The following is a 25,191-nucleotide window of genomic DNA, read 5'->3' as shown; positions in this document are numbered from 1 at the left end:
GGTGGGGCGTCGTTCCGCCCGGCGGGACCACCACCCGCCGCAGCGCGACGTCGCGCGCTCGGATAAGGTCGCTGCGTACGGCAAGGGGGCCGGCACAAGGCACTCCTCGCCGTAATCACCGCCTCGGGCGGTCAGGTCCTGAGGACCGCGGCGGGGTGGCCGAGATGAACCGTCAACGGCCGGCTCCAACGGTCGGCGCACACACCTCCGCCGGCCCAGGTCTGACGCCGGCGGACCAGAACGCGAGGAGATGGGACCTGTGACCATCCGGGTTGGCATCAACGGCTTCGGCCGGATCGGCCGCAACTTCTTCCGGGCAGTGCTGGCGTCCGGCGCTGACATCGAGGTCGTGGCGGTCAACGACCTGACCGACAACGCGACGCTCGCCCACCTTGTCAAGTACGACAGCATCCTGGGTCGCCTCCCGCACGAGGTGAAGGCCACCGACGACGAGATCAGCGTGGGCGGCCACACCATCAAGGCGTACGCCGAGAAGGACCCGGCCCAGCTGCCGTGGGGCGAGGCCGGCGTCGACGTCGTCATCGAGTCCACCGGTTTCTTCACCGACGCCACCAAGGCGAAGGCGCACCTCGACGGCGGGGCCAAGAAGGTCATCATCTCCGCTCCGGCGAAGAACGAGGACGTCACCGTCGTCATGGGTGTCAACCAGGACCAGTACGACCCGGCCAAGCACAACATCATCTCGAACGCCTCCTGCACCACCAACTGCCTCGCCCCGATGGCGAAGGTGCTGCACGACACGTTCGGCATCCAGCAGGGTCTGATGACCACCATCCACGCGTACACCCAGGACCAGAACCTGCAGGACGCGCCGCACAAGGACCTGCGCCGGGCCCGGGCCGCCGCGCTCAACATCGTGCCGACCTCGACCGGCGCCGCGAAGGCGATCGGCCTGGTCCTGCCCGACCTGAAGGGCAAGCTGGACGGCTACGCGCTGCGGGTGCCGATCCCGACCGGCTCCACCACCGACCTGACCGTCACGGTCGGCCGGGAGACCACCGTGGACGAGGTCAACGCCGCGCTGAAGGCCGCCGCGAACGGCCCGCTCAAGGGCATCCTGGTCTACAACGAGGACCCGATCGTCTCCGCCGACATCGTCACCGACCCGGCGTCGTGCATCTTCGACGCGCCGCTGACCAAGGTGATCGGCAACCAGGTCAAGGTCGTCGGCTGGTACGACAACGAGTGGGGCTACTCGAACCGCCTGGTCGACCTGGTCAAGCTGGTGGGTAGCTCGCTGTGAGCATCCGGAACCTCGACGATCTGCTCGCCGAGGGGGTCTCGGGTCGGCGCGTGCTGGTGCGCGCCGACCTGAACGTCCCGCTCGACAAGCAGACCGGTGAGATCACCGACGACGGTCGGATCCGGGCCGTCCTGCCGACCCTGAGCGCGCTGGTCCAGGCCGGCGCCAAGGTGGTCGTCTGCTCGCACCTGGGCCGCCCGAAGGGCGCGCCGGATCCGCAGTTCAGCCTGCGCCCGGTCGCCGGGCGGCTCGGCGAGCTGCTCGGGGCTCCGGTCCACTTCGCCGAGGACACCGTCGGCGACTCCGCCCGCGCCTGCGTGGACGGGCTGGCCGACGGTCAGGTCGCGCTGCTGGAGAACCTGCGCTTCAACAAGGGCGAGACCAGCAAGGACGACGCCGAGCGGGGCGCCTTCGCCGACCAGCTCGCCGCCTTCGGCGAGGCGTACGTCGACGACGCCTTCGGCGCCGTGCACCGCAAGCACGCCAGCGTGTACGACGTGCCGGCCCGGCTGCCGCACGTCGCCGGCCGGCTGGTGCTGCGCGAGGTGGAGGTGCTCAGCAAGCTGACCGCCGACCCGGAGCGGCCGTACGTGGTGGTGCTGGGCGGTTCCAAGGTCTCCGACAAGCTCGCGGTGATCGAGGCGCTGCTGCCGACGGTCGACCGGCTGCTCATCGGCGGCGGGATGTGCTTCACCTTCCTCAAGGCGCAGGGCCACGAGGTGGGCTCCTCACTGCTCGAGGAGGAGATGGTCGAGACCTGCCGCAACCTGATGGAACGCGCGCCGGGCAAGATCATGCTCCCGGTCGACGTGGTGGCCGCGGACGCCTTCGCCCCGGACGCCGCGCACGACACCGTGCCCGCCGACGGCATCCCGAGCCACCGGCTGGGCCTGGACATCGGTCCGGAGACGGTGGCCGGCTTCGCGGCCGCGCTGTCCCAGGCGAAGACCGTCTTCTGGAACGGCCCGATGGGCGTGTTCGAGATGGCCCCGTTCGCCAACGGCACCCGGGGTGTCGCGGAGGCGATCACCAAGGCCGACGCGTTCAGTGTGGTCGGCGGCGGTGATTCGGCGGCGGCGGTCCGGGCGCTGGGGTTGGACGAGTCGTCGTTCAGCCACATCTCCACCGGCGGCGGCGCCTCCCTGGAGTACCTGGAGGGCAAGACCCTCCCCGGCATCGCGGCCCTGGAGAGCTGAATGGCGAGCACCCCCCGCCGGCCGTTGATGGCCGGCAACTGGAAGATGAACCTCAACCACCTCGAGGCCAACCTGCTGGTGCAGAAGCTGGCCGCGAGCCTCACCGAGAAGCAGCTCACCGACGTCGAGACGGTGGTCCTGCCGCCCTTCACCGACCTGCGGACCGTGCAGACCGCGGTGGACGGCGACAAGCTGCTGATCGGCTACGGCGCGCAGGACCTGTCGCCGTACCAGTCGGGCGCGTACACCGGGGAGATCTCCGGGCCGATGCTCGCCAAGCTGGGCTGCACCTACGTGGTGGTCGGCCACTCCGAGCGGCGGCAGTACCACAACGAGGACGACGCGCTGGTCAACGACAAGGTGAACGCCGCCCTGTCCAACGGGCTCACCCCGATCCTCTGCATCGGTGAGGGGCTGGCGGTCCGGGAGCAGCTCCGGCACGTGCCGCACTGCTGCGACCAGCTCGACGGTGCCCTCCGGGGGCTCACCGCGGAGCAGGTCACCAAGGTCGTCGTGGCGTACGAGCCGGTCTGGGCGATCGGCACCGGCAAGACGGCCACGCCGGAGGACGCCCAGGAGGTCTGCGGCGAGGTGCGCAAGCGGCTCGGCGAGACCTTCGACGAGAACACCGCACAGCAGGTCCGGATCCTCTACGGCGGGTCGGTCAAGGCGTCGAACATCGCCGCGATCATGGCCCAGCCGGACGTGGACGGGGCGCTGATCGGTGGCGCCAGCCTGGACGCCGAGGAGTTCGCGCAGATCTGCCGGTTCCCGGAGCACATCGCTCGCTGATCGCTCGCTATCCTTGACGCTGCCCGTCCACCGGTCGGTGCCACCGTGCCCGACAGGACGGGCAGTGATCGCAACGAGAGGACTGACCCCCGCCATGCCGATCTGGTTCGCCTACACGATGATCGTGTTGCTGGTCATCACGAGCGTCCTGCTCACCCTGCTGATCCTGCTCCACCGCGGCAAGGGTGGCGGCCTGTCGAGCATGTTCGGCGGTGGGGTCAGCTCCAGCCTCGCCGGCTCCTCGGTCGCCGAGAAGAACCTCGACCGCTACACCGTTCTGGTCGGGATCATCTGGTTCGCGTGCATCGTCGGGATCGGGCTCTGGCTTCGCCTGCAGCTCAGCAGCGGCGCCTGAGACAGCCCGTCGAGTCGTACAATCTGCGCGCGGTCCGTCACGGACCGCGCGCAGATTGTTTTTTGCGCTGCACCGCGTCGCCCGCCGCCCGTCCCCGCGCGCGGCGGTCCCCTCCGACGACAGGAGCGAGCAGCCGTGCCGAGTGGCAACGTCATCCGCGGCACCCGGATCGGGTCCGCCCCCGAGCGCTTCGACCGGCTCACCGCGCCGGCGCCGCGTCGCCCGGTCACCTACTGGTGCCGTAACGCCCACCGCGTCCAGTTCCTCATCGCCGCCGAGGCGGAGACACCGCCGACGTGGGAGTGCCCGCGCTGCGGCCAGCCGGCCGGGCCGGACCGGGGGAACCCGCCGGGCGACCGGCGCGCGGAGCCCTACAAGACCCACCTGGCGTACGTGCAGGAGCGGCGTACCCCGGAGCAGGGGGAGGCGCTCCTCGCCGAGGCCCTGGCCGCGCTGGCCCGCCGTCGCGGGCGGGCCTGAGCCGCGCGGTCAGCGGAGGCTGCGGAAGCGCGGCGGCACGCCGGCCGCCGCCGCCCGGTCGAGCAGCCAGAGGGTACGGGACACCCCGTGCACCCCGGCCGCCGGCAGTTGCACCGGCCCGGCCCCGGCGAGGGCCATCCCCACCGCCCGGGCCTTGTCCGCGCCGGCGGCCACGAGCCAGACCTCCTCGGCGGTGTTGATCGTCGGCAGGGTCAGCGTGGTCCGCACCGGCGGCGGCTTCGGGCTGCCGCGTACGGCGCTGACCGGCCGGTTGTCGTGGTGCACCGGGTGCTCCGGGAAGACCGACGCCACGTGCCCGTCCTCGCCGACGCCGAGCATCAGCACGTCGAAGTGGGGCAGCGCGGCGTTGCCCGGCCGGGCCGCCCGGGCGAGTTCCTCGGCGTACCCGGCGGCGGCGGCCTCCGGGTCGTTGCCGGCCGGTCCGTCGGAGGCCGGCATCGGGTGCACCCGTGCCGGGTCAATCGGCAGGGCGGCCAGCAGCGCCGCGCGGGCCTGCGTCTCGTTGCGTTCCGGGTCGCCGGCCGGCAGGAACCGCTCGTCGCCCCACCAGAGGTCGACCCGGGACCAGTCGACCGCGTCCCGGGCCGGCAGCTTCGCCACGGCCCGGTACACGGCAGCGGCGATCCGCCCGCCGGTCAACACCACCGACGCCTGGCCCCGATCCGCCTGCGCGTCGAGCAGCTTCACCACCAACCGGGCCGCCACCGCCTGCGCCAGCAGGTCGGGGTCCGCATGTACGGCGACACTCGCCTCACTCATCGATCGTGCCTTCGTGTTCCGACCGCCCCACGGCGGTCACCTGACTGTCCGACCGCCGTGCGGTCCGTGCTTTCGCCGTGACGGCGGGCTGGCTCACCCGTTGGCGGTCGCGTCGGCGTGCGCGGTGACCCCGGCCTCGGCCCGTTGGGCGGTCGCCGGATCCTTCCACACGTGCACCCGCTTGCCGGGGCGCTGCTCCAGCCCGGAGATGCCGGCGGCCGCGCCGAGCGCCTCCGCGTAGACCTGGTCGGCGTCGAGGCGGCGCAGTTCCTCGGCCAGCTCGTCGCCGAGCGGGCGGCGGACCAGCGGCAGGGCCCGGTCCTCCTGGCCGGTACGCCGGAAGGTCGCCATGCTGTCCTCCCGGGTCAGCACCAGCTCGTCGCCGTTGGCGCAGCGCAGCCCCACCTCGCGCATCCGGGGGAACTCGTCGGTGGGCTCCCAGACCGGGTCGATGTGCAGCCGGGCGGCGAGCCAGCCGCGCATCAGCGCCGCCGTCGGATCCCTGCGCGGCGCCACCACCGTCGCCTCGGTGATCCCGTACTGGGCGGTGTCGAACGCCCCGGCGACCAGGGTGCGCCACGGGGTGATCCGGGTCCAGGCCAGGTCGGTGTCGCCCGGGGCGTAGTCCACGGCCCGCTGCCGCAGCGCGGCGACCGGGTCGGCGGCCTGCGCCGAGTCGGTGATCCGCCGGTCCGCCACCACGCCGAGGAAGTCGGTCGCGATCTCCTCCGGCGGCTCGCCGTGCCACCACGTCACCACCGGCACGTCCGGCACCAGCAGCGGCATCACCACCGACTCGGCGTGCAGCGCGAGGCGGCCGTACATCCGGGTCACCACCGCCTCGCACGGGCCGAGCCGGCCGCCGACGACGATCTCCGCGTCCAGGCGGTTGCGGTCCCGCTCGACGTCGGAGCGGACCACCACGAGCAGCCGGCACGGGTGGGCCGCGGCGGCTATGGTCGCCGCCGCCTCCGCCTCCCGTACCCGCTTCTCGTCCACCACGACGATCAGGGTGAGCGCCATGCCGCTGGCCACCCCGCCCGCGCTGCGCCGTTCGGCGGCGAGCGCCTTGACCACCTCGTTGCCGGTGGTGTCCCACAGCCCGATCAACGGATCCTCCAGGTCTGCTCGGTCATGCCCGCCGCCAGGACCGGCCGTCGCGGGCCAGCATCTCGTCGGCGGCCCGGGGGCCCCACTCGCCGGCCCGGTACTGCTCCGGTTTGTGGCCCGTCCAGGCGTGCTCCAGCGGGTCCACCACCTGCCAGCTCTGCTCCACCTCGGCGGCGTCCGGGAACAGCGTCCGGTCGCCGATCAGCACGTCCAGCACCAGCCGCTCGTACGCCTCGGGGCTGGACTCGGTGAACGCCTCGCCGTACTGGAAGTCCATGGCGATGTCGCGGACCTCCATGGCGGTGCCCGGCACCTTCGAGCCGAACTTCAGCACCACGCCCTCGTCGGGCTGGACCCGGATGACGAGCTGGTTGTTGCCGAGCGACTCCACGTCCGCCGGGTCGAACGGCAGGTGCGGTGCGGTCTTGAAGATGATCGCCACCTCGGTGACCCGCCGGGGGAGCCGCTTGCCGGCCCGGATGTAGAACGGCACCCCCGCCCAGCGCCGGTTCTGGATGCCGAGCTTGACGGCGACGTACGTCTCGGTGGTGGAGTCCTCCGGGATGTCCTTCTCCTCCAGGTAGCCGACGGCCCGCTCGCCGCCGACCCAGCCGGGCAGGTACTGGCCCCGGACGGTGTCCCGGGAGATGTCGCCGGGCACCGTGATGGCCTTGAGCACCTTCAGCTTCTCGGTGCGGATCTCGTCGGCGTCGAAGCTGGTCGGCTCCTCCATCGCCACCAGGGCGAGCAGTTGCAGCAGGTGGTTCTGGAGCACGTCCCGGGCGGCGCCGGCCGAGTCGTAGAACCCGGCGCGGGTGCCGATGCCGACGTCCTCGGCCATGGTGATCTGCACCGAGTCGACGTACTTGGAGTTCCACAGCGGCTCGAACAGGTTGTTGGCGAACCGCAGGGCGAGGATGTTCTGGACGGTCTCCTTGCCCAGGTAGTGGTCGATGCGGAAGACGTCCTTGCGGGTGAAGACGTCGTCGACCAGGTCGTTGAGCGACTTGGCGGAGGGCAGGTCGTTGCCGAACGGCTTCTCCACCACCACCCGGCGCCAGCCGCCGGACTTGGCGTTGTCGGCCATGCCGGTGCGGGCGAGCTGCTTGAGCACCACGGGAAAGGCCGCCGGGGGGATGGAGAAGTAGAAGGCGGCGTTGCCGGGGATGCCCTGGGTGTCGCGCAGCTCGTCGAGGGTGGTGGCGAGCTGGTCGAACGCGGCGTCGTCGTCGAACGAGCCGCCGACGAACTTGATGTGGCCGGCCAGCCGCGCCCAGACCTCCTCCCGCCACGGGGTGCGGGCGTGCTTCTTCGCCGCCTCGTACGCCAGCGACTCGAAGTCGCCGTCGCCCCAGTCCCGCCGGGCGAAGCCAAGGACCACGAAACCGGGCGGCAGCAGCCCCCGGTTCGCCAGGTCGTAGACCGCCGGTAGGAGCTTCTTGCGGGCCAGGTCACCGGTCACCCCGAAGATCACCAGAGCGCACGGCTCCGGGATCCGCGGCAGCCGTCGGTCCTGAGGGTCGCGCAGCGGGTTCACCGGGCCACCTCAGTTCGTGGCTGCGGGGCTCGCAAGACCGGCTCACTCCTCGCGCTCACGCTGCCTCCTCGCTCCGCTGATGTCACGTCAATCATCGTCACGTCCGTGTCCGTCCGGCAGCATCCAGCAGCTGGGCGACGCCCGCCGCCCGCTCGGTCAGGTGCAGGCGTAGCACCGGCCGCCCCCGGTCGGCCAGCGCCTGCCGGTCGCCGGCCGCCTGCGCCGCCTGAAGTTCCCCGAAGGTGTACGGGCGGCCGGGCACCGGCAGATCGTCGGTGACCGCGCCGGTCACCTGGAGGTGGTGGCCGACCGGCGGGCCGCCCTTGTGGTACTGGCCGGTCGAGTGCAGCGACCGGGGCCCCCAGCCGAAGGTGACCGGTCGCCCGGTCGCCCCGGCCAGCGGCGGGCGCAGCCCGGCCACCGCCGCGTCGGCGTGTCGGTCGAGGTACGCGGTCACCGCCAGGTAGCCGTCGTCGGTGAGCCCGTCGAGCAGCCAGCGCAGCACGCCGGCCAGGTCGCCGGGGGCGCCGGCCGGGGCGTACACCTCGACGGCGCCCTCGGAGAACGACGGTGTCTCCGCCGTCGGGCCGGTGGCGAGGATACGGGCGGTGTGTTCCTTGCTCTCGGCGACGTCCGGCTGGTCGAACGGGTCGACGCCCAGCACCGCCGCGGCGATCGCGGTGGCGTACTCCCAGGCCAGGAACTGGGCGCCGAGGGGACCGTTGACCGCCACGTCGGCGACGCCGGCGTCGAGCGGCGCCACGCCCGGGGCGAGGGCCCCGCCGTGGCTCACGGTGAGGACGCCCGGGCCGGTGGCGCCGGGTGCGTCCGGCGACTCGACCACGACGGGCAGGATCCCCAGGCCGGCCTTGCCGGTCGACTCGGCCAGCAACTGCTCGGCCCAGTCGCCCAGCGTCTCGGCGCCGGTGCCGTCGGCCACCAGGGCGACCGTGTCCCGGCCGGTGGTGGCCGCCGCGCCGAGCGCGACCCCGAGCGCCAGGGCCGGGTTGTCCTGGTCGCGGCCCAGCGATACGGCCAGCGCGTCGGCGTCGTCCAGCAGGTCGGCCACGGCGACCCCGGCCAGCGCCGTGGGGACCAGGCCGAACGCGGTGAGCGCCGAGTATCGGCCGCCCACGTCCGGGTCGGCGACGATGGTGACCACGCCCATCTCGGCGGCGACCGCCTCCAGCGGCGAACCCGGGTCGGTGACCACCACGAAGTGCCGGGCGGCCTCCGCCTCGGTCATCCCGGCGTCGAGGAACGCGTGCCAGTACGCCCGCCGGTGGCTGTCCGTCTCCACCGTCGAGCCGGACTTGCTGGCGAGCACCACCACGGTCCGCTCCAGCCGGTCGGCGAGCGCCGCCCGGACCTGCCCGGGATCGGTGGTGTCCAGCACGGTCAGCGGCCGGCCGAGGGCCCGGGCGATCACCTCCGGGGCGAGCGACGAGCCGCCCATCCCGGCGAGCACCACGTGGTCCAGGTCGGCCAGTTCCTCGGTCAGCTCGGCGAGCTGGGGGAGCAGCTCCCGGCTGCGCCGGTGGGTGTCCACCCAGCCGAGGCGTACCTTCGCCCCGGTCTCGGCCCCGGGCCCCCAGAGGGTGGGGTCCTTCGCGGCGAGCCGGGCGGGGACGTCCCGGGCGGTCAGGGCGTCGCGGACCGGCGCGGCCCGGCCGAGCGCGTCCGCGCCGCGTACGGCCAGCCCGGCGGCGGCGTCCGCCGGGCCGGCCAGCAGGTCGGTGACGGCGCCACCCGGGTCCGGGTGGGCGACCGCGGCGCGGGGCGTCCCGGGGCGGTGCCCCGGGACGCTTCCGGCGCCGTCCGTCACGCGTTGCTCCCGGCCTGCCCCGGCATCCCGGCGCCCCGGGCCGCCTCGGTGAGGGACTTCCGTACCCCGTCGAGCAGCTCCACCCAACTGGCCTCGAACTTCTCCACGCCCTCCCGTTCGAGGACGGCGACCACGTCGGCCATGTCCACCCCGACCGCCTTGAGGTCGGTGAAGACCTTCCGGGCGTCGTCGAAGCAGCCGGTGATGGTGTCGGCCCGCACCTCGCCGTGGTCGGCGAAGGCGTGGATGGTCGCCTCCGGCATGGTGTTCACCGTGCCGGGGGCGATGAGGTCCTCGACGTACATGACGTCGCGGTAGTCGGGGTTCTTGGTCGAGGTGGAGGCCCAGAGCGGGCGCTGCGGGTGGGCGCCGGCGTCGGCGAGGGCCTGCCACCGGTCGGAGGCGAAGACCTCGCAGTAGCGCTCGTACGCGAGCCGGGCGTTGGCGATGGCGGCGCGTCCCTTCAGTCCCAGCGCACGCTCTTTGCCTGCCGGGTCCGCGGCCTCGCCGGCCATCCGATCAAGTCTCTTGTCCACCTCGCTGTCGACCCGGGAGACGAAGAACGACGCGACCGACCCGATCTTGGCCAGGTCGTGCCCGTTCGCCTTCGCCTGCTCCAGGCCGGCCAGGAACGCCTCCATGACCTCCGAGTAGCGGTCCAGGCCGAAGATCAGGGTGACGTTGACGCTGATCCCCTGGGCCAGGGTGGCGGTGATCGCCGGCAGCCCCGCCTCGGTGGCGGGGATCTTGATGAACAGGTTGGGCCGGTCGATCAGCCACCACAGCGCCCCGGCCTCGGCGACGGTCTTCTCCGTCTCGTGGGCCAGCCGCGGGTCCACCTCGATGGAGACCCGGCCGTCGATTCCCGCGCCGGCGTCGTACGCCGGGCGCATCACGTCACAGGCCCACCGCACGTCGTACGTGGTGAGCATGCGGACCGCCTCTTCGACGTCCACCCCACGGATCGCCAGGTCCTTGAGCTGCCAGTCGTACTCGTCGGCGGCGCTCAGCGCCTTGGCGAAGATGGTCGGGTTGGAGGTGACCCCGACCAGGTGCTTCTCCCGGCGCAGCTGATCCAGCCCGCCGGAGCTCAGTCGTACCCGGGAAAGGTCGTCGAGCCAGATCGCCACCCCTGCGGCGCTCAGCTCACCCAGCCTGTCGGTCATGCCGTCCACGCTCCCCTCAGTTGCCGGTCGTGAAACCGGTGATTTCGCCCACCCGGGTCAGCGCCGCGTGCGCGGCGGCCACGATCCGGTCGGGGGTGAACCCGAACTGCTCGAAGAGCACGGTGTGCGGGGCGCTCGCCCCGTAGTGCTCCAGGCTCACGCTCTCGCCGCTGTCCCCGACGATCCCGCGCCAGGACATGGCGATGCCCGCCTCCACGCTCACCCGTGCCTTTACCCCGCGCGGCAGGACCGACTCCCGGTACGCCTCGTCCTGCGCGAAGAACCACTCCTGGCAGGGCATGGAGACGACCCGGGTGGGGGTGCCGTCGGCCTCCAGCCGTTCCCGCGCGGTGAGGCAGAGCTGCACCTCGGAGCCGGTGCCGACGAGGATCACCTGGGGGATGCCGGTGGACGCCTCGGCCAGCACGTAACCGCCCTTGGCGGTGCCCTCGGCGCCGGCCAGGCCGGCGCGGTCCAGGGTCGGCAGCGCCTGGCGGCTGAGCGCCAGCGCGGTGGGGCGGTCGGTGTGCGCCAGGGCCTGCCGCCACGCCCACACGGTCTCGTTGGCGTCGGCCGGGCGGACCACGTCCAGGCCGGGGATGGCGCGCAGCGCGGTCAGGTGCTCCACCGGCTGGTGGGTCGGGCCGTCCTCGCCGAGGCCGATCGAGTCGTGCGTCCAGACGTAGACCACGGGCAGCTTCATCAGCGCGGCGAGCCGTACGGAGGGGCGCATGTAGTCGCTGAACACCAGGAAGGTGCCGCCGTACGGGCGGGTGCCGCCGTGCAGCGCGATGCCGTTGAGGATCGCCCCCATGGCGTGCTCGCGGATGCCGAAGTGCAGGGTGCGGCCGTACTCGTCGCCGGGGAAGTCCTTGGTGGCGTGCACCGCCGGGATGAACGACCGCTCGCCCTTCATGGTGGTGTTGTTGCTCTCCGCCAGGTCGGCGGAGCCGCCCCACAGCTCCGGCAGCACCGGGGCGAGGGCCTCCAGCACCTTGCCGGAGGCGGCCCGGGTGGCGATGCCCTTGGCGTCGGCCGGGAAGGTCGGCAGCGCGTCGGCCCAGCCCTCGGGGAGTTGGCGGACGGCGAGCCGGTCCCAGAGCGTCCGGCGCTCCGGGTTCGCCTGCGACCACGCGTCGAACGTGGTGGTCCACGCCGCCTGGGCCGCGGCGCCGCGCTCCAGCACCTGACGGGCGTGCTTGAGGACCTCCTCGTCGACCTCGAAGGTCCGCTGCGGGTCGAAGCCGAGGATCTCCTTGGTGGCCTTCACCTCGTCGGCGCCGAGCGCCGAGCCGTGGATCTTGCCGGTGTTCTTCTTGTTCGGCGCGGGCCAGCCGATGATGGTGCGCAGCGCGATGAAGGAGGGGCGGTCGGTCTCCGCCCGGGCGGCCAGCAGCGCCTGGTGCAGCGCCTCCACGTCCTCGTGGTACTCGCCCTGGTCGGCGTCGCCGCGGCGCCAGTCGACGGTCTGCACGTGCCAGCCGTACGCCGCGTAGCGGGCGGCGACGTCCTCGCTCTTGGCGATCCGGGTGTCGTCCTCGATCGAGATCTCGTTGTCGTCGTAGATCACGCAGAGGTTGCCGAGCTGCTGGTGGCCGGCGAGGGCGCTGGCCTCGTGGCTGATGCCCTCCTCGATGTCGCCGTCCGAGGCGATGCACCAGATGTCGTGGTCGAAGGGGGACTCGCCGGCCTCCGCCGTCGGGTCGAACAGGCCGCGCTCGCGGCGGGCCGCCATGGCCATGCCGACCGCGTTGCCGAGGCCCTGGCCGAGCGGGCCGGTGGTCGTCTCCACGCCCGGGGTGTGCCCGTGCTCGGGGTGGCCGGGGGTGAGCGAGCCCCACTGGCGCAGCGCCTTCAGGTCGTCCAGCGACAGCGGGTAGCCGGCGAGGAAGAGCTGGATGTACAGGGTCAGGCTGGAGTGCCCGGCGGAGAGGACGAACCGGTCCCGGCCGGCCCAGTTCGGGTCGGCCGGGTTGTGCCGCATGACCCGGTTGAAGAGCAGGTACGCGGCCGGGGCGAGGCTCATCGCCGTACCCGGGTGGCCGTTGCCGGATTTCTCCACGGCGTCCATGGCCAGCACGCGGACCGTGTCGACGGCCCTGCGGTCGAGGTCGGACCAGTTGAGAGCGGGAAGCTCGGGTCGGTTGGCAGCCACGATGGTTGTGCTCCTCGGCAGATGGGCGGAACCCTCACCGATGACCCTATCGAGCGGTCCTAAACGTGCGCCCGGGGATCTCTCGCATGCTGTTCTGTAGGGTCCGACCGGATCCGTCGTTCACCGCGGACTGTGACGGCAGGCACCGTCGTCGGGTCTCGGGGGCAGCGAAAACGACGACGCGTAGTCTGTGGGTCGGTGTGTGGACCCGGACGGGTCCGGCCGACCCGACCTCCCCCTGCCGACGCCGGAAGGTGGCAATCCGTGAGCACGATCACCGAGCGCCCCGTCAGCAACTCTGCCGGGCAGCCGCCGGTGCGCACGGTGGACGAGGAGGCGACGAGCGGTCGGCGGAGCGTGCGGGCGGTGGTGGCCGCGTACGTGACCCTCACCAAGCCGCGGATCGTCGAGCTGCTGCTGGTCACCACGGTGCCGGCGATGATGCTCGCCGCCGGCGGCATGCCCAAGCTCGGGCTGATGGCCGTGGTGCTGGTCGGCGGCTCACTCGCCGCCGGCGCGGCCAGCGTGCTCAACTGCTACATCGACCGGGACATCGACCAGTTGATGCGGCGCACCAAGCGCCGACCGCTGCCCGCGCACACCGTGTCGCCGCGCAGCGCGCTGATCTTCGGCCTGGTGCTGGCGGCGGTCTCGCTCGCGCTGATGGCCACGTTCACCAACTGGCTGGCGACGGGGCTGACCCTGGCCGCGATCGCGTACTACGACCTGGTCTACACGCTCTGGCTGAAGCGGACCACGGCGGCGAACACGTTCTGGGGCGGCATCTGCGGTTCCGCGCCGGTGCTGATCGGCTGGGCCGCGGTCACCGGCTCGCTGGCCCCGGCCGCGTGGGCGCTCTTCGCGGTGGTCTTCTTCTGGCAGATGCCGCACTTCTACGCGCTGGCGATCAAGTACAAGGCCGACTACGCCCGGGCCGGTGTCCCGATGCTGCCGGTGGTGGCCTCGGTCCGTCGGGTGAACGCGGAGATCCTCATCTTCTCCTGGCTGACCCTGATCTCCTCGCTGGCCGTCTGGCCGCTGGGGATGAGCCCGATCTACGGGGTGACCGCGCTGGTCGTCGGTGGCATCTTCGTCGTCGAGGCGCACAAGCTCTGCCGGCGCGCGATGCGGGGTGAGGCGGTCAAGCCGATGCGGCTGTTCCACTGGTCGACCACCTACCTGACGATCCTCTTCGCGGCCGTCGCGCTCGACGCCCTGCTCTGATCCGGCGGGGCGTGGACCCGGGTGGAATGCGTCACCGCAGGTCGCGCCGTTTATCAGAACTTTTTTCAGGCTGAGCGAGGGCGGCTCAACTCGGACAGAATGTGACGATCTCACCTGTCCGCTTCGTGGGGACTTAGTGCGACATGACTGGGCAAATTACCTGTGGTCTTCCTTAAGCCCGTAGGTAATTGGCATCACAATTGGTTCATCGTTCTCGCACATGTGGGTGGAAGTCTGCTTAGGCTTCGCGTCATGGCAGATGGTTCCGATACGACGCTGACGGCTGAACAGACGGCCGCCGACCCGGCTCCCAACGGCCTGGTTGCCGGCATCAAGTCGTTCGCCGCCGGACACGGCGGCGCGAAGGCGGTCATCGAGTACGTCGGCAAGCGCGGCGCGCGGATCGTCCTCGTGGGTTCCGACGGGGAGTGGGCCGACCAGTTCGCCGACGGCACCGACGTCGCGCGGCAGGCCTGCGCCCTGGCCGGGGTCGCCGTCGAGAACGCCTGGGAGCGTGAACTGATGGACCAGATGCGGCCCAGCAACGACCTCTGGCGGTCGATGGCCCGGCGCACGATGGCCCGTTGACATAAATTGACCAACCACCACCAGCCGACCCGGGGGGAGCCCCGGGTCGCTCTCGCCACCTGTTCCGCCCTGCCCGGCCTCGACCCGGACGACCGGCTCGTGCTCGCTCCGCTGGCCGCCCGCGGCGTCGTCGCCGAGGCGGCGATCTGGGACGACCCGGCCGTGGACTGGTCCGGGTACGACCTGGTAGTCCTCCGCTCACCCTGGGACTACGCGCTGCGCCGTGACGAGTTCGTCGCCTGGACGCAGACCGTGCCCCGGCTGGTCAACCCCGCCGACGTGGTCCGCTGGAACACCGACAAGCGGTACCTCGCCGAGCTCTCCGCCGCCGGCGTGCCCACCGTGCCGACCGTCTGGGTCGAGCCGGGCCAGACCTGGACGCCGCCCGCCGACTCCGGCGAATACGTGGTCAAGCCGGCGGTCAGCGCCGGCAGCCAGGACACCGGCCGGTACGACCTGGCCGATCCGGAGCACCGGGAGCTGGCCGTGGCGCACGTGCGCCGGCTCACCGCCGCCGGCCGGGTCGCCATGGTCCAGCCGTACCTGCGGGCGGTGGACACGGCCGGGGAGACCGCGCTGCTCTTCCTCGCCGGGCCGGACGGCCTGGCGTTCAGCCACGCGATCCGCAAGGGGCCGATGCTGACCGGCCCCGACCGGGGCGTGGCCGAGCTCTACAAGGAGGAGCGGATCGACCGCCGGACGGCGCTGCCCGAGCAGCTCGCGGTGGCCCAACGGGCCCTGGCCGCCGTCCCGGGCGGCGCGGACCGGCTGCTCTACGCCCGGGTCGACCTGATTCCCGGCCCGGACGGCGCACCCGTCCTGGTCGAGCTGGAGCTCACCGAGCCCAGCCTGTTCATCGGGTACGCCGCCGCCGCCGCCGACCGCCTCGCCGCGGCGATCACCACCCACCTGGCCCACCGGTCCTGACCCCGCCGGGCCCGGCCCGGCCGGGGCGAGGCGGCCTCACGCCACGTCCTCGTGGTTGTGGTCCCAGCGACCGCCGACCGGAGGCGTTTCCAGCCGGACGGCCGCCTCGGTGCCGGCGAAGTCGTTGTCCTCGATCCGGCAGGAGACGCAACTGCCCGCCGCGGTGATCCAGAACCCGTAGGTCTGGGTCTCCTCGTCCCGGTTCCAGATCCGGTTGCCCCGTACGGTGGCCGATTCGATCCGGGCGTTGACGGCGATCCCGGCGCGGACCGCCGGACCGGCCGGCAGCTCGTACGGGGTTCCGGGCGCGGGGGTCGCCTCGTTCCATCCGGTGGCGCCGTCCGGCCGCACCTCGGCCAGGGACAGCTCCGTGGCGGTGTTGGCCGCCACCACGGCCACCCGCGAGTCGACCCGCACCGCCTTGCCCCGGTGCCCGTCCCAGGGCCAGTCCGCCGCGCCGTCGACCACCGTGCGGGGCCCGTAGCGCACCGCGTCGCCGCTGCCGCGATGCGCCGGCGCGGAGCGCCGCCCGTTGTCGCGGATCCGGTTGCCGAGGACCGTCGCGTCGATCATCGGCCGGTCGATCCGGATGCCGTCCAGCGCGTTGTCCCGGATGTCGTTGCCCTCGATCACCACGTCCGCCGCCGGGCCGCGGTAACCGTTGCCCAGGTCGTGCTCGTGGTAGCCGTATCCGCCGTTGCGGCTGATCCGGTTGCCCCGCACCGCGTACGCGCCGGGGGTGTTGCCCATGCTGATCCCGTCGCCGACGTTGCGGTCGATGTCGCACCCGGTCAGCAGCCCGCCCCGGCCGGCCACGCCCGAGGTGCCGTTGGCGGAGACGTCGAACCCGGCCTCCAGGTTGTTGGTGAGGGTGCAGGCGGACACCACGAGGCCGTCGGCTCCCCAGTCGGAGATGCCGAACCGGTTGGCCTGGCTGTGGCACCCGATGATGCGGAAGCCGCGTGGCGGCGACCAGTGGTCCTTCTGCAGCTCCAGGAAGATCCCGTTGGTGCCGTTGCCGACCGTGGTGCAGTTGGCGATGGTGAGGCGCTCCACGTCGCCCCAGCCGCCGATGCCGACGCCGATGCCCGCGCCACCCATCTGCTCGCCGTTGTCGAGCCGGCCGCAGCCCACCACGACCACCCCCTCGATCAGGCTGTCCTGGAGGAAGTCGCAGCCGAGCCCGGTCGCCCCGGTGTGGTGGATGTAGAGGTTGCGGAACACCCCGCGCACCACGTACTGCAGCCCGAGGCCCTTGGCGAGGTAGTTGTACTCGGCCATGCCGACGCCCGAGCCGTCGATCTCGAAGTCGGCGAACGTGCAGTCGGCGATGTGCCGGTCCCGGTCCGCGCCGTGCTGCACCGTGGTCCAGTAGGCCAGCGGCACCGGGTCGCTGCGGTTTCCCTCGTTGCTGAGCAGGAAGCGGGTCGCCGCGGAACCGGCGCCGATCAGCGACACGCCGCTGCGCCAGACGGTGCCGGCGTCCCGGATCGAGTAGATGCCGGGCGGGCAGTAGATCACCCGGGCCCGCCCGTCGGCGGCGTACCCCTCGCCCAGCCGGTCCACCAGCGCGGCCAGTGCCGGCTGGTCGTTGGTCAGCCCGTCGCCGGTGAGCCCGAAGTCGCGCGCGTCGCACCACAGCGGCGCACCGGCGACCGGGGTGAGCCGTTGCGGGACGCTCGTGGACAGGCCCTTGCGCGACACCGGAACTCCCCTCGGGGCGGACAGTCCGTCGGCGGACGGCATTCCCGCAGCCGCTGGTGGGTAACCTCGCCGGGTGCCGGGTGCCGGGTGCCGGGTGCCGGGTGCCGGTCAGACGGCGGCGGGGACCGGCTCGGCGGCCGGGCTGGGCCGGTTCTCCGGAGCGACCGGGCGGCGCTCCCGGGTCGACCAGAGCATCGCCAGGGTCGCCAGCAGCACCAGGCAGGAGCCGAGCATGTGCGCGGCGACCAGCGCCCCCGGCAGGTGGGTGAAGTACTGCACGAAGCCGATCAGGCCCTGGCCCAGCTCGACCGCGACCAGCACGGCGGCGGCCCGGGCGGCCCGTGTCGCGCCCACCGCGCGGAACGCGAAGACCAGTGCCACCGAGAGGCCGATCAGCAGGAAGACCCCGTCGGCGTGCACCTGGGAGATCGACTCCGGGTCGAGGCCGTTGCGGGCCGCGCCCTTGTCGCCGGCGTGCGGGCCGCTGCCCGTCACCCAGGTGCCGACCACCAGCACCGTCGCGCTCACCACCGTGGTGAGCAGGGCGAGGGTACGCAGCGGTGCCGGCACGGTGGGCATCGCCGGGCCGTCCGGCTCGACGGTGCGGCGCCAGAGGGCGTACGCGGCGGCGATCACCGCCATCGAGGCGAGGAAGTGCAGCCCGACCACCCACGGGTTGAGGTCGGTCAGCACGGTGATCCCGCCGATCACCGCCTGGGCGGGGATGCCGAGGAAGACCGCGATCGCCAGTGGCAGCAGCCCGCGCGGGCGGGGCCGCTGGGCCAGCACAGCGAGCAGCACGGCGAGGGCGATGACGCCCACCGCGAAGGTGAGCAGCCGGTTGCCGAACTCGATCATCCCGTGCACGCCCATCTCCGGCGTGGTGTGGTACGACTCGTCGGTGCACCGGGGCCAGGTGGGGCAGCCGAGGCCCGAGGCGGTCAGCCGGACCGCCCCGCCGGTGACCACGATCGCCACGTTCGCGATGATCGAGGCGTACGCGAGCCGACGCAGCAGCGTGGGGGAGACCGGGAACCGGACGGAAGGCTTCACGAAGCGAATCCTACGCACCGTAGTGGAGCACGATCGGGTGACTCCGACACCCCGGTGTCGGGAATCACCGGGACCCGGTTTGCGGCCCTCCGGCGAATTACGTAACGTTGGCGTTGTGAAAAAGGCGGCGGGGCTCTCCGGGCACCAGGCCGACGGCGCCACGCCGCGGCGTGGCGAGCCGGCTGTGTCCGCCGATCTTTCCACCCGGGACCGGGTCACCCAGCTGCTGCTGGAGCGGGGGGCGACCACCGCCGCCCAGCTCGGCTCGGCGCTCGGGCTCAGCCCCGCGGCGATCCGCCGGCACCTCGACGCGATGCTCGCCGACGGGGACGTGGTCGCCCGCGAGCAGGTCGTGCGGGGCAGCCGGGGCCGGGGTCGACCGGCCAAGGTCTTCGTGCTGACCGACGCGGCCCGGCTGCGCTGCGGCACCCACCACTACGACAACATGGCCACCGCCGCGCTGCGCTGGATCGCCCGCAGCGGCGGACCGGAGGCGGTGGAGGCGTTCGCGGCCGAGCAGGTGTCGGCGCTGGAGGCCCGCTGCCGGGCCGCCATGGAGGACGCCGGCGACGACCCGCTCGCCCGGGCGGAGGCGCTCGCCGGGGCGTTGACCGCCGAGGGCTACGCTGCCAACGCGTCCACGATCGCCTCCGGCGGCCAGCTCTGCCAGCACCACTGCCCGGTGGCGCACGTGGCCGCCGAGTTCCCCCAGCTGTGCGAGGCCGAGACCACGGTGATCTCCCGTCTGGTCGGCACCCACGTGCAGCGCCTGGCCACCATCGCGCACGGCGACGGGGTGTGCACCACGCACATCCCCGCCCAGCCGCGTAAGTCCGGTAACACCGTCACCACTGTGAGGACAATCAGATGACCGAGCAGATCGTCCAGCCCCTGACCCAGGAAGAGCAGCTCGCCGCCCTCGGTCGCTACGAGTACGGCTGGGCCGACCCCGACGTCGCCGGGGCCTCCGCCCAGCGTGGCCTCAACGAGGCGGTGGTACGGGACATCTCGGCCAAGAAGAACGAGCCGGCCTGGATGCTCGACCTGCGTCTGAAGGGCCTGCGGCTGTTCGGCCGCAAGCCGATGCCGGCCTGGGGCGCCGACCTGACCGGGATCGACTTCGACAACATCAAGTACTTCGTCCGGTCCACCGAGAAGCAGGCCGCCAGCTGGGAGGACCTGCCCGAGGACATCAAGAACACCTACGACAGGCTGGGCATCCCCGAGGCGGAGAAGCAGCGGCTGATCGCCGGTGTCGCGGCGCAGTACGAGTCCGAGGTCGTCTACCACAAGATCCGCGAGGACCTTGAGGAGCAGGGCGTCGTCTTCCTGGACACGGACACCGCGCTCAAGGAGCACGAGGACCTGTTCAAGGAGTACTTCGGCACGGTGATCCCGGTCGGCGACAACAAGTTCGCCGCGCTGAACACCTCCGTCTGGTCCGGTGGCTCGTTCATCTACGTGCCGAAGGGCGTGCACGTGGAGATCCCGCTGCAGGCCTACTTCCGGATCAACACGGAGAACATGGGCCAGTTCGAGCGGACGCTGATCATCGTCGACGAGGGCGCGTACGTGCACTACGTCGAGGGCTGCACCGCGCCCATCTACTCCTCGGACTCGCTGCACAGTGCCGTCGTGGAGATCATCGTCAAGAAGAACGCCCGGTGCCGCTACACGACCATCCAGAACTGGTCGAACAACGTCTACAACCTGGTCACCAAGCGGGCCGTGTGCCACGAGGGCGCGACCATGGAGTGGATCGACGGCAACATCGGCTCCAAGGTCACGATGAAGTACCCGGCGGTCTACATGACCGGCGAGCACGCCAAGGGCGAGGTGCTCTCGGTGGCCATGGCCGGTGAGGGCCAGCACCAGGACGCCGGCGCCAAGATGGTGCACGCGGCACCCCACACGAGCAGCACGATCGTGTCGAAGTCGATCGCCCGGGGCGGTGGCCGCACCTCGTACCGGGGGCTGGTGCAGGTGCTGGAGGGCTCCAACAGCAGCCGGAGCACGGTCAAGTGCGACGCGCTGCTGGTCGACACCATCTCCCGCTCGGACACCTACCCCTACGTCGACATCCGCGAGGACGACGTGTCGATGGGCCACGAGGCGACCGTCTCCAAGGTCAGCGAGGACCAGCTCTTCTACCTGATGAGCCGGGGCCTGAGCGAGGACGAGGCGATGGCGATGATCGTGCGTGGCTTCATCGAGCCGATCGCCAAGGAACTGCCGATGGAGTACGCCCTGGAGCTCAACCGCCTGATCGAGCTCCAGATGGAAGGCGCGGTCGGCTGACCCGGCTGGCCCTCGCGCGGCCCGGACCCGTCGCGCCGCGTCGCGACCAGCCCGACCGACCCTCCGATCAATCGCTGAACAGACCAAGGAAGAGATGACTACCCAGGCTTCCGCGCCGCCCGCGACCAAGTCGCAGGCGCTCCGCTCGTACGACGTCGCCGACTTCCCGGCCCTCACGGGCCTGGAGGAGGAGTGGCGCTTCACTCCGCTCAAGCGCCTGCGCGGCCTGACCGGCGAGGCGCCGGCCGCGACCGGCGCGGTCCGCCACGAGTACGCCGACCTGCCCGAGGGCGTCACCGTCGACCGGATCGGCAAGGACGATCCGCGGGTGGGCAGCGTGCTCACCCCGTTCGACCGGGTCAGCGCGCTGGCGTACGGCGGGGTGGAGCAGGCGCTGCTGGTGCGGGTCGCCCGCGAGGCGGTGGTGACCACCCCGGTGAGCCTGCGGGTGGTCGGCGAGAGCGCGGACGCGCTCGCCTTCGGCCACACCTTCGTCGAGGTGGACCGGTTCGCCGAGGTGACCGTGGTGGTGGAGCACACCGGCTCGGCCACCCTCGCCGACAACGTCGAGGTGGCGGTCGCCGACGGCGCGAAGCTGACCCTGGTCACCGTCGCCGACTGGGCCGACGACGCCGTGCAGGCGCAGCACCTCAAGGTGCGGCTGGGCCGCGACGCCAAGGTGACCCACGTGCAGGTGAGCCTCGGCGGCGACCTGGTCCGTCAGTACACCTCGGTGGAATACAGCGACCGGGGCGGCGAGGCCGAGCTGTACGGGCTGTACTTCGCCGACTCCGGGCAGCACCTGGAGCACCGGCAGCTGGTCGACCACACGGTGCCGGACTGCCGCAGCTACGTCGGCTACCGGGGTGCCCTGCAGGGCGACAGCGCGCACACCGTCTGGGTCGGTGACGTGCTGATCCGGGCCGAGGCAACCGGCACCGACACGTACGAGATCAACCGGAACCTGCTGCTCACCGACGGCGCCCGGGCGGACTCCGTACCCAACCTGGAGATCGAGACCGGCGAGATCGCCGGTGCCGGGCACGCCAGCGCGACCGGCCGCTTCGACGACGAGCAGCTCTTCTACCTGATGGCCCGGGGCATCCCGGAGGCCGAGGCCCGCCGGCTGGTGGTCCGCGGCTTCTTCGCCGAGCTGATCAACAAGATCCCGGTCGAGGAGCTGCGGGAGCGGCTCGGCGACGCGATCGAGGCCCGGCTCACCAGGGCCGGCGCCTGATGATCAGGATCTGTTCGACCGAGGACGTGCCGAAGGGCACCGCGATCAGCGCCGACGTCGACGGTACCCAGCTCGCGATCGTGCACGGCGAGGACGACAACTTCTACGCCGTGTACGACGAGTGCTCGCACGCCGCCGTGGCTCTCTCCGAGGGCGAGGTCGAGGGCTGCACGCTGGAATGCTGGCTGCACGGATCCCGTTTCGACCTGCGTACCGGTGAGCCGACCGGGCTGCCCGCGACCGAACCCGTTCCCGTCTATCCCGTCGAAGTCCGCGACGGCGAGATCTACCTTCCCGTGGGCGACGACGGCCGCCCGAAGCCGAGCAATGGAGTAAGCCGATAATGAGCACCCTGGAGATCCGCGACCTGAAGGTGTCGGTCAAGCTGCCCGAGGGTGAGCTCAAGCCGATCCTCGATGGGGTAAACCTGACGGTCAGTTCGGGCCAGACTCACGCGATCATGGGCCCGAACGGCTCCGGCAAGTCGACCCTGGCGTACTCGATCGCCGGTCACCCCAAGTACGAGATCACCGGCGGCTCGGTGACCCTCGACGGCGAGGACGTGCTGGCCATGTCCGTCGACGAGCGGGCCCGCGCCGGCCTCTTCCTGGCCATGCAGTACCCGGTCGAGGTGCCCGGCGTCTCCGTCGCCAACTTCCTGCGTACCGCCAAGACCGCGATCGACGGCGAGGCGCCGAAGCTGCGCACCTGGGCCGGCGAGCTGCGCGGCGCCATGGAGAAGCTCCAGATGGACCCGGCGTTCGCCCAGCGCAACGTCAACGAGGGCTTCTCCGGCGGCGAGAAGAAGCGCCACGAGATCGTGCAGCTGGAGCTGCTCAAGCCGAAGATGGCCATCCTCGACGAGACCGACTCCGGCCTCGACGTGGACGCGCTGCGCGTGGTCAGCGAGGGCGTGAACCGGGTCCGCGACACCGGCGACACCGGCCTGCTGCTGATCACCCACTACACCCGGATCCTGCGCTACATCAAGCCGGACTTCGTGCACGTCTTCGTCGCTGGCCGGATCGTCGAGCAGGGCGGCCCGGAGCTGGCCGACAAGCTCGAGGAAGAGGGCTACGAGCGGTACGTCGCCGGGGCCGGTTCGGCGCGGGCCTGACAGCACGGACGGGGGCCGCAGAGATGACCACCATCGCCATCCCGCAGGGGATGCCGCAGTACGACGACGTGCCGCGTTTCGACGTGGCCACGGTGCGCGCCGACTTCCCGATCCTGGACCGGGAGATCAACGGGCACCGGTTGGTCTATCTCGACAGCGCCAACACCTCGCACAAGCCGCGGCAGGTGCTCGACGTGCTCGCCGAGCACTACGCGCGGCACAACGCCAACGTGTCGCGTTCGGTGCACACCCTGGGCACCGAGGCGACCGAGGCGTACGAGGGGGCCCGCGCGAAGATCGCGGCGTTCATCAACGCCCCGAGCGTGGACGAGGTGGTGTTCACCAAGAACTCCACCGAGGCGATCAACCTGGTGGCGTACGCGTTCTCCAACGCCTCGGCGCGGCCGGACGCCGACCCGCGGTTCCGGATCGGCCCGGGCGACGAGATCGTGATCTCCGAGATGGAGCACCACTCGAACATCGTCCCGTGGCAGCTCCTCGCGGAGCGGACCGGCGCGACGCTGCGCTGGTTCCCGATCACCGAGCAGGGGAGGCTGGACGAGTCCGGCCTGGACGACCTGGTCACCGAGCAGACGAAGATCGTCTCGCTGGTGCACACCTCCAACATCCTCGGCACGGTCAACGCCACCGCGCGGATCACCGCGCGGGTCCGCGAGGTGGGTGCCCTGCTGCTGCTCGACTGCTCGCAGTCGGTGCCGCACATGCCGATGGACGTGGTCGACTACGACGCCGACTTCATCGTCCTCACCGGGCACAAGATGTGCGGGCCGACCGGCATCGGCGTGCTCTGGGGGCGCGGTGAGCTGCTCGCCGCGATGCCGCCGGTGCTCGGCGGCGGCTCGATGATCGAGACGGTGACGATGGCGCGGTCGACGTTCGCCGCGCCGCCGGCCCGGTTCGAGGCGGGCACCCCGCCGATCGCCGAGGCCGTGGCGCTCGGCGCGGCGGTGGACTACCTCAGCGGGATCGGGATGCGGGCGATCCAGTGGCACGAGAAGGAGCTGACGGCGTACGCGCTGGACGCCCTCGCCACCGTGCCGGAGCTGCGCATCTTCGGCCCGAACGTGCCGGTCGGCCGGGGCGGGACGATCTCGTTCGCGCTCGGCGACGTGCACCCGCACGACGTCGGGCAGGTGCTCGACTCGCTCGGCGTGCAGGTGCGGGTGGGGCACCACTGCGCGAAGCCGGTGTGTACCCGGTTCGGGGTGCCGGCGATGACGCGGGCGTCGTTCTACCTGTACACCACCACGGAGGAGATCGACGCGCTGGTCGCCGGTCTCGAGCAGGTGCGGAAGGTGTTCCGATGAACCGGGCGACGCAGGAGCCCGGCGAATCGACGGGAGTTCAGCTTGATGCAGCTTGAGTCTCTTTACCAGGAGATCATCCTGGACCACTACAAGCACCCGCACGGCCGGGGCCTGCGGGATGCCGAGGATCCGCGGGCCCACGTCGGAGAGGCGCACCACGTCAACCCGACCTGCGGCGACGAGATCACCGTACGGGTGGCCACCGACGGCAAGGTGTTCACCGACATCTCGTACGACGGGATGGGCTGCTCGATCAGCCAGGCGTCGGCGAGCGTCCTGCACGAGCTGCTGCGCGGCCGGTCCGCGGACGACGCCACGGTGGTGCACGAGGCGTTCGTCGAGTTGATGTCCGGGCGTGGCCAGGTCACGCCGGACGAGGACGTGCTCGGAGACGGGGTGGCGTTCGCGGGTGTCGCGCGCTACCCGGCCCGGGTGAAGTGCGCGCTGTTGTCGTGGATGGCGTTCAAGGACGCCGCGGCACGCGCCGGGGTGGGCGTGAGCCCGGAGGTGAAGGCATGAGCAGCGAGGACACCACCACGCCGGAGGCCGGCGCCGTGGCGACCGACGGCGCGGCGACGCCGGCCACCGGCGGGGACGCCCCGGCCGGCGGCAAGGCGGCGATCGCCGACATCGAGGAGGCGATGAAGGACGTCGTCGACCCCGAGCTGGGTATCAACGTGGTCGACCTGGGTCTGGTGTACGGCGTCCACGTCGACGACGAGAACGTGGCCACCCTGGACATGACGCTGACCTCGGCGGCCTGCCCGCTGACCGACGTGATCGAGGACCAGGCCCGGCAGGCGTTGACCACCGGTCCGGGCGGCGGACTGGTCAACGACATCCGGATCAACTGGGTGTGGCTGCCGCCGTGGGGCCCCGACAAGATCACCGACGAGGGGCGTGACCAGCTCCGCTCCCTCGGCTTCAACGTCTGATTCCACCCTCGTCGAGCGCGGCATCCCCTTCGCGGGGCGCCGCGCTCGACGCGTCTCCGCCGTCCGATCTCGGGGGCGGGAAATCCGGTGGCGGGGCGGGCGCGCGGGGCGCAGGATGGC

At 71.8% G+C, this 25,191-nt stretch carries 24 protein-coding genes; 16 read left to right on the top strand and 8 right to left on the bottom strand.

The features are described from left to right. Positions 1 to 259 precede the first annotated feature (259 nt). The 5 genes from gap (at position 260) to GA0070621_RS14750 (ending at position 4,087) form a co-directional block, all read left to right on the top strand. Positions 260 to 1,264 (top strand): type I glyceraldehyde-3-phosphate dehydrogenase, encoded by a 1,005-nt coding sequence (gap, locus tag GA0070621_RS14770; protein WP_091195857.1) that lies wholly within the window; start codon positions 260 to 262, stop codon positions 1,262 to 1,264. Further along, positions 1,261 to 2,460 carry a phosphoglycerate kinase gene (locus tag GA0070621_RS14765; protein WP_091195854.1) on the top strand — a complete coding sequence of 400 codons (1,200 nt, stop codon included), beginning with the start codon at positions 1,261 to 1,263 and terminating at the stop codon, positions 2,458 to 2,460. Before gap ends, GA0070621_RS14765 begins: the two co-directional genes overlap by 4 nt. Continuing rightward, the gene (tpiA, locus tag GA0070621_RS14760; protein ID WP_091195852.1) at positions 2,461 to 3,252 is read left to right on the top strand and encodes a triose-phosphate isomerase; all 792 of its coding nucleotides are present in this window, start codon (positions 2,461 to 2,463) and stop codon (positions 3,250 to 3,252) included. 94 nt (positions 3,253 to 3,346) lie between these two features. Further along, the gene (gene secG, locus GA0070621_RS14755) at positions 3,347 to 3,607 is read left to right on the top strand and encodes a preprotein translocase subunit SecG (protein WP_073837985.1); all 261 of its coding nucleotides are present in this window, start codon (positions 3,347 to 3,349) and stop codon (positions 3,605 to 3,607) included. Positions 3,608 to 3,742: 135 nt separating this feature from the next. Beyond that, complete coding sequence (locus GA0070621_RS14750; protein ID WP_091195848.1) at positions 3,743 to 4,087, top strand: RNA polymerase-binding protein RbpA; 345 nt, start codon at positions 3,743 to 3,745, stop codon at positions 4,085 to 4,087. A gap of 9 nt (positions 4,088 to 4,096) precedes the next feature. Here the strand turns inward: GA0070621_RS14750 and pgl are convergent, their stop codons facing one another. The 6 genes from pgl to tkt all read right to left on the bottom strand — a co-directional run bounded on the left by pgl (position 4,097) and on the right by tkt (position 12,660). After that, on the bottom strand, positions 4,097 to 4,867 hold the full coding sequence (gene pgl, locus GA0070621_RS14745; protein WP_091195845.1) for a 6-phosphogluconolactonase: 771 nt from the start codon (positions 4,865 to 4,867) through the stop codon (positions 4,097 to 4,099). Positions 4,868 to 4,960: 93 nt separating this feature from the next. Further along, complete coding sequence (locus GA0070621_RS14740) at positions 4,961 to 5,977, bottom strand: glucose-6-phosphate dehydrogenase assembly protein OpcA (RefSeq protein WP_091195843.1); 1,017 nt, start codon at positions 5,975 to 5,977, stop codon at positions 4,961 to 4,963. Positions 5,978 to 5,999: 22 nt separating this feature from the next. After that, entirely contained in the window at positions 6,000 to 7,514 is a 1,515-nt protein-coding gene (zwf, locus tag GA0070621_RS14735) for a glucose-6-phosphate dehydrogenase (RefSeq protein ID WP_091195840.1), read from the bottom strand. Positions 7,515 to 7,611: 97 nt separating this feature from the next. After that, positions 7,612 to 9,246: a glucose-6-phosphate isomerase gene (locus GA0070621_RS14730; protein WP_091202439.1), complete on the bottom strand. Its 1,635-nt coding sequence runs from the start codon at positions 9,244 to 9,246 to the stop codon at positions 7,612 to 7,614. 89 nt (positions 9,247 to 9,335) lie between these two features. Then, positions 9,336 to 10,505: a transaldolase gene (gene tal, locus GA0070621_RS14725; RefSeq protein WP_091202437.1), complete on the bottom strand. Its 1,170-nt coding sequence runs from the start codon at positions 10,503 to 10,505 to the stop codon at positions 9,336 to 9,338. A 16-nt stretch (positions 10,506 to 10,521) separates the two neighbouring features. Then, positions 10,522 to 12,660: a transketolase gene (gene tkt / locus GA0070621_RS14720; RefSeq protein WP_091195837.1), complete on the bottom strand. Its 2,139-nt coding sequence runs from the start codon at positions 12,658 to 12,660 to the stop codon at positions 10,522 to 10,524. 264 nt (positions 12,661 to 12,924) lie between these two features. On the opposite strand from tkt, the gene GA0070621_RS14715 reads away from it, so the two are divergent. From GA0070621_RS14715 to GA0070621_RS14705, 3 genes are all read left to right on the top strand, one after another. After that, complete coding sequence (locus tag GA0070621_RS14715) at positions 12,925 to 13,884, top strand: heme o synthase (RefSeq protein WP_091195833.1); 960 nt, start codon at positions 12,925 to 12,927, stop codon at positions 13,882 to 13,884. 252 nt (positions 13,885 to 14,136) lie between these two features. Continuing rightward, the gene (locus tag GA0070621_RS14710) at positions 14,137 to 14,472 is read left to right on the top strand and encodes a hypothetical protein (protein WP_091195830.1); all 336 of its coding nucleotides are present in this window, start codon (positions 14,137 to 14,139) and stop codon (positions 14,470 to 14,472) included. 6 nt (positions 14,473 to 14,478) lie between these two features. Beyond that, entirely contained in the window at positions 14,479 to 15,399 is a 921-nt protein-coding gene (locus GA0070621_RS14705) for an ATP-grasp domain-containing protein (protein WP_091195828.1), read from the top strand. A 36-nt stretch (positions 15,400 to 15,435) separates the two neighbouring features. Here GA0070621_RS14705 and GA0070621_RS14700 read toward each other — a convergent pair whose 3' ends face one another. Both GA0070621_RS14700 and GA0070621_RS14695 read right to left on the bottom strand, forming a co-directional pair. Then, entirely contained in the window at positions 15,436 to 17,103 is a 1,668-nt protein-coding gene (locus GA0070621_RS14700; RefSeq protein ID WP_091195825.1) for a right-handed parallel beta-helix repeat-containing protein, read from the bottom strand. A gap of 108 nt (positions 17,104 to 17,211) precedes the next feature. Next, positions 17,212 to 18,174, bottom strand: a complete 963-nt coding sequence (locus tag GA0070621_RS14695; protein WP_407940287.1) for a COX15/CtaA family protein — start codon at positions 18,172 to 18,174, stop codon at positions 17,212 to 17,214. Between the two features lie 97 nt (positions 18,175 to 18,271). Here GA0070621_RS14695 and GA0070621_RS14690 point away from each other — a divergent pair, with 97 nt between their 5' ends. The 8 genes from GA0070621_RS14690 to GA0070621_RS14655 all read left to right on the top strand — a co-directional run bounded on the left by GA0070621_RS14690 (position 18,272) and on the right by GA0070621_RS14655 (position 25,071). Then, on the top strand, positions 18,272 to 19,027 hold the full coding sequence (locus tag GA0070621_RS14690) for a helix-turn-helix transcriptional regulator (RefSeq protein WP_167666921.1): 756 nt from the start codon (positions 18,272 to 18,274) through the stop codon (positions 19,025 to 19,027). Next, on the top strand, positions 19,024 to 20,454 hold the full coding sequence (sufB, locus tag GA0070621_RS14685) for a Fe-S cluster assembly protein SufB (protein WP_091195817.1): 1,431 nt from the start codon (positions 19,024 to 19,026) through the stop codon (positions 20,452 to 20,454). The genes GA0070621_RS14690 and sufB overlap by 4 nt, the downstream gene beginning before the upstream one ends. Positions 20,455 to 20,548: 94 nt before the next feature. Continuing rightward, complete coding sequence (gene sufD / locus GA0070621_RS14680) at positions 20,549 to 21,691, top strand: Fe-S cluster assembly protein SufD (RefSeq protein ID WP_091195814.1); 1,143 nt, start codon at positions 20,549 to 20,551, stop codon at positions 21,689 to 21,691. Then, positions 21,691 to 22,035 (top strand): non-heme iron oxygenase ferredoxin subunit, encoded by a 345-nt coding sequence (locus GA0070621_RS14675; RefSeq protein WP_091195812.1) that lies wholly within the window; start codon positions 21,691 to 21,693, stop codon positions 22,033 to 22,035. The genes sufD and GA0070621_RS14675 overlap by 1 nt, the downstream gene beginning before the upstream one ends. Next, entirely contained in the window at positions 22,035 to 22,808 is a 774-nt protein-coding gene (gene sufC, locus GA0070621_RS14670; RefSeq protein ID WP_089006138.1) for a Fe-S cluster assembly ATPase SufC, read from the top strand. The genes GA0070621_RS14675 and sufC overlap by 1 nt, the downstream gene beginning before the upstream one ends. Before the next feature lie 23 nt (positions 22,809 to 22,831). Beyond that, positions 22,832 to 24,136 (top strand): cysteine desulfurase, encoded by a 1,305-nt coding sequence (locus GA0070621_RS14665; protein WP_091195809.1) that lies wholly within the window; start codon positions 22,832 to 22,834, stop codon positions 24,134 to 24,136. Positions 24,137 to 24,181: 45 nt separating this feature from the next. Next, positions 24,182 to 24,655 (top strand): Fe-S cluster assembly sulfur transfer protein SufU, encoded by a 474-nt coding sequence (gene sufU / locus GA0070621_RS14660; RefSeq protein ID WP_091195806.1) that lies wholly within the window; start codon positions 24,182 to 24,184, stop codon positions 24,653 to 24,655. Continuing rightward, complete coding sequence (locus tag GA0070621_RS14655; protein WP_091195804.1) at positions 24,652 to 25,071, top strand: metal-sulfur cluster assembly factor; 420 nt, start codon at positions 24,652 to 24,654, stop codon at positions 25,069 to 25,071. Before sufU ends, GA0070621_RS14655 begins: the two co-directional genes overlap by 4 nt. Positions 25,072 to 25,191 lie beyond the last annotated feature (120 nt).

It is taken from the genome of Micromonospora narathiwatensis, assembly GCF_900089605.1.
In the GTDB taxonomy this organism is placed as follows: domain Bacteria; phylum Actinomycetota; class Actinomycetes; order Mycobacteriales; family Micromonosporaceae; genus Micromonospora; species Micromonospora narathiwatensis.
The sequence above is the reverse complement of the archived record's forward strand: the minus strand, read 5'-3'. Positions and strand labels throughout refer to the sequence as shown.